This window comes from Pseudomonas sp. HLS-6 TE3448 (genome assembly GCF_053629555.1).
This window is the reverse complement of record NZ_JBRJIO010000001.1, coordinates 528,382-542,467: the sequence shown is the minus strand read 5'-3', so window position 1 is coordinate 542,467 and position 14,086 is coordinate 528,382. Positions and strand designations below refer to the sequence as shown.

Below are 14,086 nucleotides of genomic sequence, written 5' to 3'. Positions count from 1 at the left end.
AAGTTGCAAATCAGTAATTTGGGGGTTGACAGAGGTTTTGGAAATTGTAAAATAGCGCGCCTCAGAGACATGAACGTAGCGATACGGAAACGTCAAAGAGTTCGAAGCGGTAGAGATACAGTTTTCGAAATTGCAGTAGCTGAAATGTAGTTCCGCGATAGCTCAGTCGGTAGAGCAAATGACTGTTAATCATTGGGTCCCTGGTTCGAGTCCAGGTCGCGGAGCCAATTTCGGGGTGTAGCGCAGTCCGGTAGCGCGCCTGCTTTGGGAGCAGGATGTCAGGAGTTCGAATCCCCTCACCCCGACCATTTTCAGGGTCGTTAGCTCAGTTGGTAGAGCAGTTGGCTTTTAACCAATTGGTCGTAGGTTCGAATCCTACACGACCCACCATTTTCGAGTCTGACCCGTCAGGCTCGAATCTTAAAAGGCATGACACCGTATGTGTCATGTAACGAAAAGAAGGTGCTGAAAGGCATCATCTTTTTACCGGGGTGTAGCGCAGTCCGGTAGCGCGCCTGCTTTGGGAGCAGGATGTCAGGAGTTCGAATCCCCTCACCCCGACCATACATGTAAAAAAGGCGCCCCTAAAAAGGCGCCTTTTTTCGTTTCTGTGTCCTTTCCCCGTGTGAGCTTTCTACAGCTCCTGCCGTTTGTTCCGCTATCAAAAGCGTTGAGCCTGAAAAGCTGCCTCAATCTACGGGCGCTATGTGCCATGCAGCGCAGAGCACCTGTCGGGTGGCCACCTGAGCGACCACCCGACAGGTGTGGCATCAGTGCAGCTTCAAGCGCGGTTCAGTGCCGCGACCGATGCGGCTGCCGAGCATCAGCATCAAGGTGCGGAAGGTGCCGTAGAGCGCCATCTGGTGCATGCGGTACAACGAGACGTAGAACATCCGCGCCAACCAGCCTTCAAGCATGACGCTGCCCGTCAGGTTGCCCATCAGGTTACCCACTGCCGAGAAGCTGGACAGCGACACCAGCGAGCCGTAATCACGGTAGGCATAGGTCGGCAAGGGCTTGCCTTCCAGGCGAGCCTTGAGCCCCTTGGCCAGCAGCGAGGCCTGCTGGTGAGCTGCCTGTGCCCGTGGCGGTACATTGCGGTCGCTGCCAGGTTGTGGGCAGGCGGCGCAATCACCAAAGGCAAAGATGTCGTCATCCAGGGTGGTCTGCAGGGTAGGGCGTACCAGCAACTGGTTGATGCGGTTGGTTTCCAGGCCGTCAATATCTTTCAGGAACGCCGGTGCCCGAATACCCGCTGCCCAGACCTTGAGGCTGGCTTCGATGACCTCGCCAGTGCTGGTCTTGAGCGACTCGGCGGTCACCTCACTGACTGCCGCGTTGGTCATGACCGTCACCCCAAGCTTCTCCAGCGTCTTGTGCACTGGCACGCTGATACGCTCCGGCAGGGCCGGCAGCACACGTGGGCCCGCCTCGATCAGGGTGATGTGCATGTCCTGCGGCTTGATCCGGTCCAGGCCATAGGCCGCCAGCTCGTGCGCCGCGTGGTGCAGCTCGGCTGCCAATTCCACCCCGGTAGCCCCCGCGCCAACAATCGCCACGCTGATCTTCTGGTTGGCGTTGTCGCCTGCGTGGGCGCGCAGGTAGTGGTTGAGCAACTGCTGGTGGAAGCGCTCGGCTTGTTTGCGGGTGTCGAGGAACAGGCAGTTTTGCGCCGCGCCCAAGGTGCCGAAGTCGTTGGTATTGCTGCCGACGGCAATCACCAGGGTGTCGTAACCCAGGGTGCGCGCCGGCAGCAGCTCACGACCGTCCTCGTCCAGGGTGGCGGCCAGTTGAATCTGCTTGTCGGTACGGTCCAGCCCACTCATGCGCCCGAGCTGAAACTGGAAATGATTCCACTTGGCTTGCGCCACGTAGTTCAGTTCGTCCTCGGACGTGTTGAGCGACCCGGCGGCCACCTCGTGCAACAGCGGTTTCCAGATGTGCGTCAGGTTAGCGTCGACCAGGGTGATTTGGGCTATGCCACGCTTGCCCAGGGTTTTACCCAGGCGGGTCGCCAGTTCCAGGCCGCCAGCGCCGCCGCCGACAATCACGATACGGTGAGTCATGGAGATATCTCATAAGGTTTACGGAATTCGGGGCCTGAGTGATCAGCCGCAGGCGGCGTGCGGCGTGGGCGAGCGCAAGGCTGCTCATAGCACCAGTTGACTCAGGAGGCGGCTGACCAGGCCCAAACCGATCGTCACGGCCAGCACCAGCACAAGGAGCAGCCAAGGCCGGAAAGGCTTGCGCTCGACTTGATGCTGCGGGGCTCGCAGGTAGTGATCGACACGTTGTTGATCTTCAGGGGTCAGACGGCTTGTCATGGGGGCCTCGCCAGCTAGACGTTTGTGACTGTGGGAACGCTATAGCGTTCACTCTAGTCGCTTGCCAAAGGTCCGTCCGGCGGTAATGAAAGGGTGTTCACAGCGAATGGTTAGGCTTTTTATCACCGGCGTTGATTTTTTGCCATAACGCTTTTGCACGAGGGCGGGTCAGAGGCTGATGCCAACATCAAAGAGAATGCTGCGGCCCAGATTACTGCGCAAAAAGTCTGGGGCATCAGGGTGCGCGAACAGCACACGGGCAAAGGTCGGGCCGACCAGTGACAGCGACCGCCAGCCCTGACGCAGGTACTCGGTGGGCGGCGGGAAATGGCTGTTCAGATCAAGCACCTCTCGTTTCAGGCTGGCAAAGGCAATGATGTCCAGCTCACCTAAATCGAGGCCGCGCTCCTTGTAGTTGTGCGCTTTTTTCCTCAGTGTTGGCGCCAGGCGCGCCAACAACTCGTGGGCGCTGATGCGCCTTGGGCGGGCCTCGCGACGTACCAACTGGCTCAGTGAGAAGGCACTGCGGCGACGTTGCAACTCTTCGCGCCACTCATCGTTCAGGCGGCGGCCTTCGTCGAGCACGAAGAACACTTCGAAGGCCGCATCACGAAACAGTACATCCGGCGGCTCCTGGCCGGCAGGTGTAAAGTCGTCGTTGCGGTAGGGTATGTTCAGGCCTTGCAGCAGGCGCTGGCAGACCCAACGCTCGCGTTCCCATTTACGAGCATTGGAGAGGAACGCATTGGCCTGCTCGGCCTGGATCGTGAGCAGGCGTAGATAGTCTGAGTCGTCCATGGGACAAGCTTAGCGCTCAATTGTGATGCTTAAAGAAAAAATCTGTCGAAACAGAGGGTTCGGGGCGTTGGCGCTACTAAAGTGTCATCGCACGACCCTCAATCGCAGCCTCTGAGCATCGGTTGTAGACTTTGCAGCAGCGTGACACTACCCCACAGGTGCTCTCAACATCAAAAGGGCAATGAACGAGTGATAAGTGCTGAAGTTCTTTCCGATACAAGCCTGAGCGTTGGCTGGCTAGCCTACGTCCCGCTGCTGATATGGGCGGTGGCGCGTACGCGCTGGGTTGAACTGTTTGCCGACAGTCGTCGCCAACACCTGTTGTTCGGTACTGTCTTTGCGTTGTTCGCGCTGTGGCTGGTACGACGGGACTTCGACACCGGCGTGTCCTATCACTTTATCGGTATGACCGCGGTAACCCTGTTGCTGGACTGGCCGCTGGCGCTTGTAGGGGGCTTTATCGCACAGGTGGGCTTGGTGATGCTGGGGCGCCAGGACCTGGCGGCCATGGGCGTCAACGGCCTGTTGTTCATTGGCCTGCCAGTGCTGGTCACCGAGGTGTGCGCGATAGCCGTCGAGCGCGCACAGCCAAAAAACCTGTTCGTGTATATCTTCTGTTCCGGCTTTTTCGCAGCGGCACTGGCGGCATTGCTTTGCCTGTTAGCGGGCTTGGGCCTGCTATGGCTGGATGGTCGCTTTGTAATGCCGGAATGGCTTGAGGATTTTATCGGGTACCTGTGGCTGATCATTTTCCCCGAGGCTTTCATCAACGGCATGGTGGTCAGCGCATTGGTCGTGTTTTGCCCGGAGTGGCTGGAAACCTTCAACAGGACCCGCTATCTGCAGGCCCCGTGGAAGGATGATGAGCCCAAGCCTTAGTGTTCGCGGTGGTTGAGTTCACCTGAAAACAGCTCATCCTCAGCGTCGGGTGCTACCGGAATCTTGTGCTCTTCGGCGGCCCAGGCGCCCAGGTCGATCAACTTGCAGCGGTCGCTGCAGAAGGGGCGGAAAGGGCTGGCAGCGCTCCATTCGACGGGCGCGCCACAGGTTGGGCATTCTACGGTCAGGGGTTGGCTCATGGTTGGCCTCCACGCAAAGTCAGGTAAAAGTGATGCAGGCGGTCGACCTCCGAATGCAGCCAGCTCAGATCGCGGTCGTTGACCACTACGTCGTGGGCGTGGCGCAGGCGTTCTTCACGGCTGGTCTGGGCCTTGAGAATGGCTTGGACCTGCTCGGGGTTGGTCTGGTCGCGCAATAGCGTGCGCTCGACCTGCAGGGCTTGCGGCGCGTCAATCACCAGCAAGCGCTGGGTGCGCTTGAACTGGCCGGACTCGATCATCAAGGGCGAGACGAACACGGCATAAGGTGATTCGGCCTTGGCCAGGTAGCTGAAGATTTCCTGGCCGATCAGCGGGTGCAGCAAGGCCTCCAGCCAGCGGCGTTGCTCCGGGTCGGCGAAGATCAACTGGCGCAGTGCTGCACGGTCCAGTTGGCCATCGGCTTGCAGCACGCCAGGGCCGAAGCGCTCGACAATGCTGGCCAGGGCAGGGCGCCCGGGCTCGACCACCCAGCGTGCTGCTTGATCGGCGTCTACCAGGTGCACACCCAGTTCGACGAAGCGCTGTGCAGCGGCGCTTTTGCCACTGCCAATACCGCCGGTCAGGCCGAGAATCCAGGGGGTGAAGGCAGGTGTTGTCATCGGAATCCAGCAAGCTGCAAATAGGAAGTGGTTATTTGACCACCCCAGAGCAGTGCGATCCAGCCTGCAATTGCCAGATAGGGCCCGAAGGGGATCGGCGTGCTGCTGAGTTTGCCGCTCAGGCGCAACATGATCAGGCCCAGCACTGCACCGATCAACGATGACAGCACCAGCGTCAGGGGCAGGATCTGCCAGCCGCCCCAGGCACCCAGCATGGCCAGTAGCTTGAAGTCGCCGTAACCCATGCCCTCCTTGCCGGTCACCACGCGGAACAACCAATACACCGTCCACAGGCTAAGGTAGCCAGCGATGGCGCCCCAGAACGCGTTTTCCAGCGGTACGAACAACCCAAAGGCGTTGCACACCAACCCCAGCCAGAGCAATGGCAGTACCAGCGCGTCGGGCAACAGCTGATGCTCGATATCGATCAGGCTCAAGGCCAGCAACCCCCAGCTCAGCAGCATGAAGGCTGCCGCTTGCAGGGTGAAACCAAAGTGCCAGGCGGCAAACCCGGTCAGGGTCGCGCACCCCAGTTCAACCAACGGGTAACGACAACTGATAGGGGTTCGACAGCTCGAGCAACGCCCCCGTAAAAACAGGTAGCTCAACAGTGGCACGTTCTCCCAGGCGCGGATGCGGTGCTGGCAATGGGGGCAATGTGAAGCGGGCAGGAACAGGTCGTAGCGCTCAACTGGCTGTGTTGGCAGCTCAAGGACTTCACGCGCCTCCTCGTGCCATTGCCGTTCCAGCATGATCGGCAAGCGGTGGACCACTACGTTGAGGAAACTACCTACGACCAGCCCCAGCAACAGGGTGGTGCTGAGGTAGACCAGGGGCTGGCTGGCCAGCGTATCCATGAGGTTCATGTTCAGATCACGTCGCCCAACTGAAAGATTGGCAGATACATTGCGATTACCAAGCCCCCCACCAGTACCCCCAGGATCAATACAATCAAGGGCTCCAGCAGGCTGGCCAGGGTATCGAGCATCTGGTCGATGGTCGTTTCATAATGGCTGGCAGTTTTATCGAGCATATCGTCCAACCTGCCGGATGTCTCGCCTACCACGCACAACTGCACCGCAAGGCTGGGAAACAGGTGGCTGGCGTTCATGGCTGTACTCAGTGGCAGGCCATTCGCGACCTCTTGGCGAAGCCGATGCACCGCCTGCTCGAACAGCGGATTGCCGCAGGCTGCTGCCACCGAGTTCAACGCTTCGACGAGTGGCACGCCAGCAGAAAAGGAAGTCGCCAGCGTGCGCGCGAAGCGTGCCAAGGCGACCTGTTGCAGCAGAGGGCCAGCCAGTGGCAGCTTCAACGCATGGCGCAATGCCCACAGCTTGAACGCCGGCTTGCGGCGCCAGGCCCAGTGCCCGGCCAACAGCCCAGCCCCAGCCATCAGCAGTAACCCGCCTATGTGATCGCTCAACCATTGGGACACACCAATGACCTGGCGCGTAAACAGCGGGAGCTCTGCGCCGAAGCCTGCGAACAGTGACTGGAACTGCGGCACCACCTCAAGCAGCAACACCGCCGACACCCCAAAGCCGACCAGCAGCACCAGTACCGGATAGGTCATGGCCTTTTTCACCCGGGCTTGCAGCGCCTGGCGCTTTTCCTGAAGGTTCGCCACCTGGTCCAGCAGCGTATCCAGGCTGCCCGAGTGCTCACCGACCGCAATCAGGTTGCAGTACAACGCATCGAAACAACGCGGATGCTTGCGCAGCGCATCGGCCAGGCTGCTGCCGGCAGCAATCGCCTGTTTAAGCGCCAGCAGCAGGCGGCGCAGATGCACGTTACTGCAGCTTTCGGTCAGCATGTCGAAGGCTTGCAGCAACGCGACACCGGCTTTGAGCAAGGTTGCCAGTTGCCGGGTAAAACGGGCCAGCTCCGCTGAACTGATGGGGTTGCCGAGGTGCAAGGTGAGCAACTCGGCTACCCGCCCCGATGTGTATCGGGCCTGCGTATCGATTGAACGCCTGTGCGCGTTTCGTCGCAGGCGCTGTGCCCTGGGGCGTGTGATTCTGTTGGTCATCGCGACATCCTTGTTGCGCTGAACAGGTTCAAAATTGGTTACAGCTTGAGATGCTGTAGGGGGTGTGCGTTCACATCCCAGCCTCTAGAGTAGTCGAGGCCGGATCAGGGATAGCGTCTGGCAGGGTGACAAAAGGTGTCTATTCGGGCCTACTGCGCGGCTGCCGGCAGAGCACCCCGGCAACCGATTCGGTCCAAACAGGGAGAACGTCCATGAACGGGCAGCGTGGCATCACATTAATTGAGCTGATGATCGTCGTGGCGATCATCGGCATCCTGGCGACCATCGCCTTACCCATGTACACCAACCATCAGGCGCGAACCAAGGCCACCGCCGGGCTGGCGGAAATCTCCGCCCTCAAGACCGCCCTCGAAGTGCGCTTGAACCAAGGCGCAGACGTTGCCAACGTCGCCGCCATTGGTGGCCAGGAGCGTACCGCCAACTGCGCCATTACCGCCGTGGGCAGCGCGGTGGCGGGCACCGGCAGCATCGTCTGCAGCCTGCTCGATGCACCAGCGCCAGTGCTGGACAAAACCATCAGCCTGACCCGCTCGGCCACCGGCTGGAACTGCACCACCACCGTCGCCAAAGACTACGCCCCCGCCGGTTGCAGCACGCCTTGAGCGGCTGGCAGAACAGGGTGCAATAGCTGTTATTAAACAGTGATTTGCGTAACCGTCGCGGCAGTGGTAGCGTTGCTGTCACGCCGGTGTAGCTCAGTCGGTAGAGCAGCGCACTCGTAACGCGAAGGTCGCAGGTTCGATTCCTGTCTCCGGCACCAGTTCAGGTTCCACAGAAGGCTTTCAAGATCTCTGGAACCCCCGAAAAACCCGCCTTTTGGCGGGTTTTTTCGTTATGGCGTTCCGTCGGATTCCGACAGCTGCCAGCCGATTTAGGGGTAACGTTTGGGATAAAGTCGATTCGATAAAGGGGTTTACCTTTATTGCTCGTACCACTGCTCCGCTGACCGACACTGCATGCCGTTCGGCCGAACCTACTGACCGCCCATACAAGCGTTTCGACGGTGACGGTCTTTACCTCCTCGTTTACCCCAATGGCCGCAAAGGCTGGCGCTTCCGGTATGTGAAACCGGATGGGCGTGAGGGGCTGACCTCGTTTGGCAACTATCCCGTCATTGGTCTCGCAGATGCTCGGCAGAAGCGTCTGGAGACTAAGCGGATGCTGGCTGAAGGCATTGATCCGATTGCGTCCAAGCAGCAGGCCAAGGCCGAGGCGGTTGTCAGAGGCCACACATTCGAACGCACTGCTTTGGACTGGCATAAGGAAATGTCCGTGAAGTGGGCGCCTGGCCATTCGAGGACTGTGCTGAGTCGTTTGAAGACTCACGTATTCCCGCTGCTCGGCGCACGCGCCATCGTTGATCTGGATACCTTCGACCTCATGCAGCCGCTGGAAGAGATCAAAAAACGCGGCACGATCGATGTGGCCTTGAGGGTGCAAAACTACCTACAGAGCATCATGCGTGAGGCTAAGCGGCAGCGGCTGATCACGGTGAACCCTGCGTATGACCTTGAGGGCTTCATCAGCGCGCCACGGGTTACGCACCGGCCTTGCACTTCCGCTCTCTCGTTTGCCCGAGTTGATGGACCGCATCGAGCACTACAAAGGACGCACGCTTACTCGGCTGACCGTCATGCTCTCGCTGCATGTGTTTGTTCGCTCCAGCGAACTGCGCTTCGCGCGCTGGAATGAGTTCGACCTGAAGCGGGGTATCTGGGAGATACCTGATACGCGGCCCGCTTTGGACGGTGTTCCGTATTCGACCAGAGGGACGAAGATGGCGGGTGACATCCATCTTGTCCCTCTGTCACCGCAGGCGGTGGCGTTGCTCGAACAGATTCATGCGATCACGGGGTACTTCGATCTGGTGTTCACCAGTGACGCTCGCTCGTGGAAGCCGATGTCCGAGAACACGGTCAACAGCGCTTTGCGGAACATGGGCTACGACACCAAGACTGAAATCTGCGGGCATGGCTTCCGGTCCATGGCGTGCAGTGCCTTGGTTGAATCCGGGCTGTGGTCAGAGACCGCTATCGAACGGCAGATGAGCCACAGGGAGCGCAACAACGTTCGGGCGGCGTATATCCACAAGGCCGAGTCCTGGAGGAGCGGCGAATGATCATGAGTTGGTGGAGCCGTTACCTCGAAGCGAACCGGCAGGAGCATATCTCGCCGCATGAGTTCGCGAATCAGACCGGGGCAAACGTATCGAGCCTTAGAGCAAGGCGTGGCGCAGTCGAGTGAGCGCACGGCTTTGAAAATTCGATGATCCGCTTTCCATGCGGGTCCATCCAAACAGGGCTGCAAAGCCGCCCTGTTTGGATGGACCTCACCTAAAAAATCAAAAGCACCCAATCTGTCACTGGAAACCACGGGATTCCGTACACGCCCAACGCCATTTTCATCCGCAAAATCGTGCGGGCGAGTCGCTTGACCCCCTCGGATTGCGGGCCTAGAAAAGACAGTGCAAAGGCTGTCGTTGACAGCACCCCAGGTGACCCGAGCCTTCAAGGTCACGCCGCTTTCGCGGTGGTTCTCCCCAAGGGCGACTCGCATCTGGCAGCTCGCCCGGTCACTACCCATGTGATGGATGCTCTTATACCTATGGCGCTCGTGCGCCAGATACACCGTAACTCGCTGCCCTGCAGCAACCTATCCGCTTGGCCGACTATTGCGCCAACCTGTGCCCGTCTCTTTCTGTGGAAAGAGACGGGCACTTCTACCACTGCTGCAGCCCTTATCGCACATGGCTTTGCGGCATTCCCCCTCGTGACAATCGGCGTGACAAACACCGATGTCACCAGCAACAGCCATGTAGATGATGGTGCCGCAGACCAGGGAATGGACTGCACCTGACTGACAGTCAGACATGCCCCGGTCATCGCATTGCTGCGCTCACCCGGCTCAGGATCTTCAGGCGCTGGTTTAGTCAGCCAGCACTGCCTCCACCCGCCCACCGGCAACGGTGCTCAGGAGGCCAGATCATGAAATGCCCTTGCTCCCGGACGTAAGGAGCCGCCAGTCCCGCGTAGTGGACATTCCCCACAGGTCGCAGGGGCCTTGATCCCTGATAACACTCAGCATTCTTGGCGGGATGACGTGGGGCGAGGATCGGAGAACAGCAGAAGAGGTGACCGACATGGCACTGGTGGGTAGGCGCGACGGCCGCAATTTCGGCTACGGCAGGCAATTGAGCTATGCAGGGCCGCAGGCACTGAAAGACATGTTCGGCGGTGGCCATTACGGAACGGTCAAAGCGCACTGTGACCGGTGGTTGGCATTCGTAAAGTGGTGCCGCTCCGAACAGGGGCCCGGTATCAATGATGCGCGGCAGATTGATCGAAAGGTATTGGCCGACTACGCGGCGTATCTGCGCGACATTGTTAAGCGCGGTGATCTCGCCGTCAGCACCGCGCAAAACCGCCTATCCAGCGTTAACAGGACCATGGCAGCGCTTCGCGGTGATCAGCATGTGAAACTGCCAAGTCCGAGCAAGGCATTGGGTATGCAGCGCAGCGGAGTTCGACACTCAGTGCCGCAGGGCCAAGACCGCAAACACGTTAAGCAGATTGTCGATGTGCTTTGCCGCGCTCATCAGCTACGGGCCGCTGCAATCGTTTTATTGGCGCGAGCCACCGGCATGCGCATGCGTGAGGCCATCCTAGCCGACTTGCCACGGCTGAGCCGTGAAGCTAAAGGCCTAGGCAGGATCAACATCCAGGATGGCACCAAAGGCGGCCGAGCTGGCGCCTCGGCGCCACGTTGGATTGAGGTGGACGACCATGTTCTAGGTGCACTTGGGTTTGCACGGCAGGTGTCGCCTGCGGGTAGCAGCAACCTGATTGCGCCACACGAAAGATACCTGGATCTTCTGCAAGAAATCATTCGCCCTACTCGGGACATCCGGCATGCACACAATCTCAAAGGCTTCCATGAGCTAAGAGCGGCGTACGCATGTGAGCGCTATGAGCAAATCACCCAACACCGCGCACCTATCAACGGCGGCCAATGCTACCAGGTAGACAGGAACCTTGATCGTGAGGCTCGAAGGCAAATCAGCTATGAGTTGGGGCACGGTCGGATCGATGTGGTCGGGGCCTACATTGGAGGGCGCGTATGAGCAAGCCATTCGATATGGAACTGTTCTTGGCTGCGGTGCTGACGGGATCGTACGAAACGCGGCAGCGCCATTTACGGCAAGCAAAGCTCATCCAAGCGGAGATATCTGAACGCTGGCAGCTAGAAACACCTTGGGGTTGGAAGAAAAAACATGTTGCTTGGTTTCTCGACCACCGACTAGCGAGGCGATGCAAGGCAACTCGATACTACTACCTGCTGACGGTGCGGCTGCTAGCTCGTCGTTTAGAAAAGCCGTGGGTCCTCAAATGCCAAACTAAGATCAGATAGATAGTCACGACTGACCGCTTTCGACCCATAGCAGCCTTCCATGAGACAGCTTACGACTGGGATCGGTTGTGCGTCGGGATCTGCCTTTGCAGGAAGCTTGAAATTCGGGGCAGAATCAGAACCCTCGTTGCGCGAGAACTTTTGGGCCCCCCAAAGCGAACTCCACTACTGGCTGAGGCCGTTGCTAAGGCCCGCCCACAACTGCTTCCAGCTCTGACTTCTGTCAGCATCTCCTAGAATTGGATCACCCTATGAACCCTGCCGGTATCGACACTAGCGCACTACTCACCATGCTGGGCTTGATTGCTGCGGTGTGGTCTATCGTGCCGAGCACCGCGAGGCTCAGCTTCCGATTGAGCTTAAACTGGTTCGACTGGTTAGTTATCTGGTCGGTCCTTCTAGTCATCCACGGTTTCTTTTTCCAGCCAGTGCTCACCGCAGTTGGGGTTCCCACCTTCGGCCCCTGGCTGTGGGGCTTCGACAAAAGCGCCGCCCAATATCTGCTTTTCCTGCTGCTCGCAGGGTTTGTCTACTGGCGGTCGCGCAAGACGAGGCTTACGCGTTGGAACCTCAGTCTCTTCGATGATCTAACCACCTCGCTATTGCACGCAGGAAAGCTAGAAGAGCTTGCAGACTTGCTACATCATCATCTCGCATCGGCGCTGAATCTGGCGGAGTCGAAGAGCGTGCGGGGCCGCTTTGCCAACGCTATTCGTCCACCTTCTCCCAACTTCAAAGTAATTTTCCGAGATGACGGGTCTATCTCGCTAGGGCAGGATGCTCCGGCAAACTGGCTATTCCACAAAGTGTTCAGTTTTCGCGAATGGCTTGCCGACTTGCTCGGTCCTTCACACCGAGTGCAGCGGCGAGCCGCCATAGTCGTGAGGCGACTACTGTCATCCCGTCGTCTTACTGGACATCTTGCCATCGTCCGACCATACCTCTGCCTAGAGGTCATGGAGCGTACAACTCGCTTTGTGGAGGACTTCCAAGACGAGTTCTTCGACGCATTATTGGCCCATGACTTCAGCGTGCTGTATAGCGAACTCAGGAACAACCATAATTTCGGCGGGAGCGGACACCGATTGGCGCTGCCCGATGAGAACCGCATCTTGCGGTTCTACTGTGCTGATGTTGATGTGGCAGCCCGCCTTGGGGTTTACCGATCTATCGGCGAGGCTGTACTCGCACGGATCGATGCAGATGAAACCCTCGAAAAGAAATTCAACGGGCGGCTACTGACCTTTCAAGATGTCGGCAAGCACCGCGACCCGGTCTATGCGGGTATCTGGTTCTTCAGAATATTGGTTCTGGAAGGCCTACATCAATGTGTCGTCGACCACTTGTGGCTCCACTACATGCCTCATTTCACTTCCCGCCTGCTCGATCGCGCTCGCGAAGTTCGGCCGGAAGATGAGAACTATGAGTTCCCAACGCCGCTGGGCTACCTGCTGTACGAAATCGTGGACACTACAGCGGTGTGGATTAGGGATGCCAAAGCTCTGACGAAACCTGGCGACGTGCTGAAGCCGGACCAGCTCGAAGGCAATAAAATTTACATTTCCTTCGAAGCAGCGGAAGCCATCGGCCGGGTTATACAGCCGATCTTGATGTCGCTGCGAGTGCCTCACCGGCTTAAGAATGAATTGCTCAGTGTGGCGCTCACAACCTTGCGGGATTTGGAGCAGACTTCGCAATTGGCGCCGTTAGCCAGCGTGATGCGTGGTTACCTCATCGAGCCCTATGGTTTCAGAGAAAAAAACGATTATCTGGTCGTCCTCCAGCAGTTCTTCGATGAACAGGATCATGTGCTGCGAGCTCTCTTGCCGCGCTTTCGCAACGAGCTCAATTCTGCTCTGGAAGCAGCGCTCTGAATGCCTTGCTGCTTCTGACCCACGGTTCTGAATGTTGTAAGTGAGGCGAACGCAGTCTTACTCGATTTGCTATATATAGCCGTAAGCAGCCTTACACGAAGGGCTGCTAAGGGCCGATAGCTGTATCTCGCAGCCGCAGCTCCGCCCCTGAGCTAACGAGCACTCATGGTTACGCACAGGCGGACTCAAAATCACTGAGCGCCTGGTTTACCTTGTATCGAAGCATCAGCGATGCAGAAAGCTTCACCATTGCTTCGAACAAGACATGCCCTGATTCGATCTCACATTGACCAACACACCGCCCGGCATACTCACCAGGCTCGTACGCATAGACTGTGTAGAAAACCCTGCCAGACTTACGGTTCAATCCCGCAGTGATATGTGTGACGGCCCCATCCATCACTGCTGAGTCAGGATGTGAAAATTCCAAGACGTCGTCAAACGGAATAAACATAGCCGAAGCGGACATCACAAAGAGACTCGCGATATCTAATGCTTCCTCAACTTTTCCAAGCTCAGGCGTTGCGTACTCATGCTCAAGAATATTTCTCATATCGACGATTTTACGCAACAAGCTTGGCGCCATTAGCCCGAGCGTCCTGACACGTTCGATTTTTTGCGGCACGTTCCATCTAAGTGACTGGTAGCCAAAAGAGATCAACAACTGATCGAGCTGACTGACAATGGCACGCTTCGCATTGGTCGTTGCGTTGACAAGAGCCGCCAAGCCGCCCCGTTCAAAATCGTCCTCCGCCAATGATAAAAATTCGGCCGGTGAAGTCTTCAAGTCAGCCATTCCAAAACTACCACCGCCCGACGCGACCTCACACTTGCTCATATTAAATTTATGAGCGATGCAAAACTCTTTTATATCTATCTCACTCCAGCCTATTTCCAGGTAAAAGAAACAGTCTATTAGCGCCGACGCACG

The 14,086-nt window shown here is 58.1% G+C and carries 13 protein-coding genes, 5 tRNA genes and 1 pseudogene; 11 read left to right on the top strand and 8 right to left on the bottom strand.

From position 1 onward, the window contains the following. Positions 1 to 151: 151 nt before the first annotated feature. The 4 genes from AB7M23_RS02565 to AB7M23_RS02550 all read left to right on the top strand — a co-directional run bounded on the left by AB7M23_RS02565 (position 152) and on the right by AB7M23_RS02550 (position 564). Positions 152 to 227: transfer RNA gene (locus AB7M23_RS02565), tRNA-Asn, on the top strand. A gap of 4 nt (positions 228 to 231) precedes the next feature. Next, a tRNA-Pro gene (locus AB7M23_RS02560) sits at positions 232 to 308 on the top strand. A gap of 6 nt (positions 309 to 314) precedes the next feature. Then, positions 315 to 390, top strand: a tRNA-Lys gene (locus tag AB7M23_RS02555). Positions 391 to 487: 97 nt separating this feature from the next. Further along, a tRNA-Pro gene (locus AB7M23_RS02550) sits at positions 488 to 564 on the top strand. Between the two features lie 206 nt (positions 565 to 770). On the opposite strand, the gene AB7M23_RS02545 is transcribed toward AB7M23_RS02550, so the two are convergent. From AB7M23_RS02545 to AB7M23_RS02535, 3 genes are all read right to left on the bottom strand, one after another. Further along, positions 771 to 2,066 carry an NAD(P)/FAD-dependent oxidoreductase gene (locus tag AB7M23_RS02545; RefSeq protein WP_102052761.1) on the bottom strand — a complete coding sequence of 432 codons (1,296 nt, stop codon included), beginning with the start codon at positions 2,064 to 2,066 and terminating at the stop codon, positions 771 to 773. Between the two features lie 84 nt (positions 2,067 to 2,150). After that, positions 2,151 to 2,324 carry a DUF3094 family protein gene (locus AB7M23_RS02540; RefSeq protein WP_065758827.1) on the bottom strand — a complete coding sequence of 58 codons (174 nt, stop codon included), beginning with the start codon at positions 2,322 to 2,324 and terminating at the stop codon, positions 2,151 to 2,153. Positions 2,325 to 2,492: 168 nt separating this feature from the next. Further along, positions 2,493 to 3,122, bottom strand: a complete 630-nt coding sequence (locus AB7M23_RS02535; RefSeq protein WP_065758826.1) for a DUF1780 domain-containing protein — start codon at positions 3,120 to 3,122, stop codon at positions 2,493 to 2,495. A 189-nt stretch (positions 3,123 to 3,311) separates the two neighbouring features. On the opposite strand from AB7M23_RS02535, the gene AB7M23_RS02530 reads away from it, so the two are divergent. Beyond that, a complete protein-coding gene (locus tag AB7M23_RS02530) occupies positions 3,312 to 4,001 on the top strand; it encodes an energy-coupling factor ABC transporter permease (RefSeq protein WP_065758825.1) in 690 nt (229 codons plus the stop codon). On the opposite strand, the gene yacG is transcribed toward AB7M23_RS02530, so the two are convergent. From yacG to AB7M23_RS02510, 4 genes are read right to left on the bottom strand one after another with little or no spacing between them, the layout of a single operon-like run. Continuing rightward, positions 3,998 to 4,201 carry a DNA gyrase inhibitor YacG gene (yacG, locus tag AB7M23_RS02525; protein ID WP_065758824.1) on the bottom strand — a complete coding sequence of 68 codons (204 nt, stop codon included), beginning with the start codon at positions 4,199 to 4,201 and terminating at the stop codon, positions 3,998 to 4,000. The two genes, AB7M23_RS02530 and yacG, sit on opposite strands and share 4 nt — an antisense overlap. Next, the gene (coaE, locus tag AB7M23_RS02520; protein ID WP_065758823.1) at positions 4,198 to 4,821 is read right to left on the bottom strand and encodes a dephospho-CoA kinase; all 624 of its coding nucleotides are present in this window, start codon (positions 4,819 to 4,821) and stop codon (positions 4,198 to 4,200) included. Before coaE ends, yacG begins: the two co-directional genes overlap by 4 nt. Further along, the gene (locus tag AB7M23_RS02515) at positions 4,818 to 5,687 is read right to left on the bottom strand and encodes a prepilin peptidase (RefSeq protein ID WP_454240159.1); all 870 of its coding nucleotides are present in this window, start codon (positions 5,685 to 5,687) and stop codon (positions 4,818 to 4,820) included. The genes coaE and AB7M23_RS02515 overlap by 4 nt, the downstream gene beginning before the upstream one ends. Before the next feature lie 2 nt (positions 5,688 to 5,689). Then, on the bottom strand, positions 5,690 to 6,853 hold the full coding sequence (locus AB7M23_RS02510) for a type II secretion system F family protein (RefSeq protein WP_454240158.1): 1,164 nt from the start codon (positions 6,851 to 6,853) through the stop codon (positions 5,690 to 5,692). 212 nt (positions 6,854 to 7,065) lie between these two features. Between AB7M23_RS02510 and AB7M23_RS02505 the strand changes: the two genes are divergently transcribed. The 6 genes and pseudogenes from AB7M23_RS02505 to AB7M23_RS02480 all read left to right on the top strand — a co-directional run bounded on the left by AB7M23_RS02505 (position 7,066) and on the right by AB7M23_RS02480 (position 13,155). After that, positions 7,066 to 7,476, top strand: coding sequence for a pilin (locus AB7M23_RS02505; RefSeq protein WP_065758820.1), 411 nt, complete (start codon positions 7,066 to 7,068; stop codon positions 7,474 to 7,476). 82 nt (positions 7,477 to 7,558) lie between these two features. Next, a tRNA-Thr gene (locus tag AB7M23_RS02500) sits at positions 7,559 to 7,634 on the top strand. Positions 7,635 to 7,795: 161 nt separating this feature from the next. Beyond that, positions 7,796 to 9,118 (top strand): annotated as a pseudogene (locus tag AB7M23_RS02495) (tyrosine-type recombinase/integrase). Between the two features lie 895 nt (positions 9,119 to 10,013). Then, positions 10,014 to 10,994, top strand: coding sequence for an integrase domain-containing protein (locus AB7M23_RS02490; RefSeq protein WP_454240157.1), 981 nt, complete (start codon positions 10,014 to 10,016; stop codon positions 10,992 to 10,994). Further along, positions 10,991 to 11,281, top strand: coding sequence for a hypothetical protein (locus AB7M23_RS02485; RefSeq protein WP_454240156.1), 291 nt, complete (start codon positions 10,991 to 10,993; stop codon positions 11,279 to 11,281). Before AB7M23_RS02490 ends, AB7M23_RS02485 begins: the two co-directional genes overlap by 4 nt. A gap of 251 nt (positions 11,282 to 11,532) precedes the next feature. Then, entirely contained in the window at positions 11,533 to 13,155 is a 1,623-nt protein-coding gene (locus tag AB7M23_RS02480; RefSeq protein WP_454240155.1) for a hypothetical protein, read from the top strand. Between the two features lie 169 nt (positions 13,156 to 13,324). Here the strand turns inward: AB7M23_RS02480 and AB7M23_RS02475 are convergent, their stop codons facing one another. Further along, complete coding sequence (locus AB7M23_RS02475) at positions 13,325 to 13,951, bottom strand: hypothetical protein (protein ID WP_454240154.1); 627 nt, start codon at positions 13,949 to 13,951, stop codon at positions 13,325 to 13,327. Between the last annotated feature and the right edge of the window lie 135 nt (positions 13,952 to 14,086).

What these genes read in the sequence shown, in the direction of transcription:
- AB7M23_RS02545 (WP_102052761.1), bottom strand. Translation starts at nt 2,066, where the DNA reads ATGACTCACCGTATCGTGATTGTCGGCGGCGGCGCTGGCGGCCTGGAA.
- AB7M23_RS02540 (WP_065758827.1), bottom strand. Translation starts at nt 2,324, where the DNA reads ATGACAAGCCGTCTGACCCCTGAAGATCAACAACGTGTCGATCACTAC.
- AB7M23_RS02535 (WP_065758826.1), bottom strand. Translation starts at nt 3,122, where the DNA reads ATGGACGACTCAGACTATCTACGCCTGCTCACGATCCAGGCCGAGCAG.
- yacG (WP_065758824.1), bottom strand. Translation starts at nt 4,201, where the DNA reads ATGAGCCAACCCCTGACCGTAGAATGCCCAACCTGTGGCGCGCCCGTC.
- coaE (WP_065758823.1), bottom strand. Translation starts at nt 4,821, where the DNA reads ATGACAACACCTGCCTTCACCCCCTGGATTCTCGGCCTGACCGGCGGT.
- AB7M23_RS02515 (WP_454240159.1), bottom strand. Translation starts at nt 5,687, where the DNA reads ATGAACCTCATGGATACGCTGGCCAGCCAGCCCCTGGTCTACCTCAGC.
- AB7M23_RS02510 (WP_454240158.1), bottom strand. Translation starts at nt 6,853, where the DNA reads ATGACCAACAGAATCACACGCCCCAGGGCACAGCGCCTGCGACGAAAC.
- AB7M23_RS02505 (WP_065758820.1), top strand. Translation starts at nt 7,066, where the DNA reads ATGAACGGGCAGCGTGGCATCACATTAATTGAGCTGATGATCGTCGTG.
- AB7M23_RS02490 (WP_454240157.1), top strand. Translation starts at nt 10,014, where the DNA reads ATGGCACTGGTGGGTAGGCGCGACGGCCGCAATTTCGGCTACGGCAGG.
- AB7M23_RS02485 (WP_454240156.1), top strand. Translation starts at nt 10,991, where the DNA reads ATGAGCAAGCCATTCGATATGGAACTGTTCTTGGCTGCGGTGCTGACG.
- AB7M23_RS02480 (WP_454240155.1), top strand. Translation starts at nt 11,533, where the DNA reads ATGAACCCTGCCGGTATCGACACTAGCGCACTACTCACCATGCTGGGC.
- AB7M23_RS02475 (WP_454240154.1), bottom strand. Translation starts at nt 13,951, where the DNA reads ATGGCTGACTTGAAGACTTCACCGGCCGAATTTTTATCATTGGCGGAG.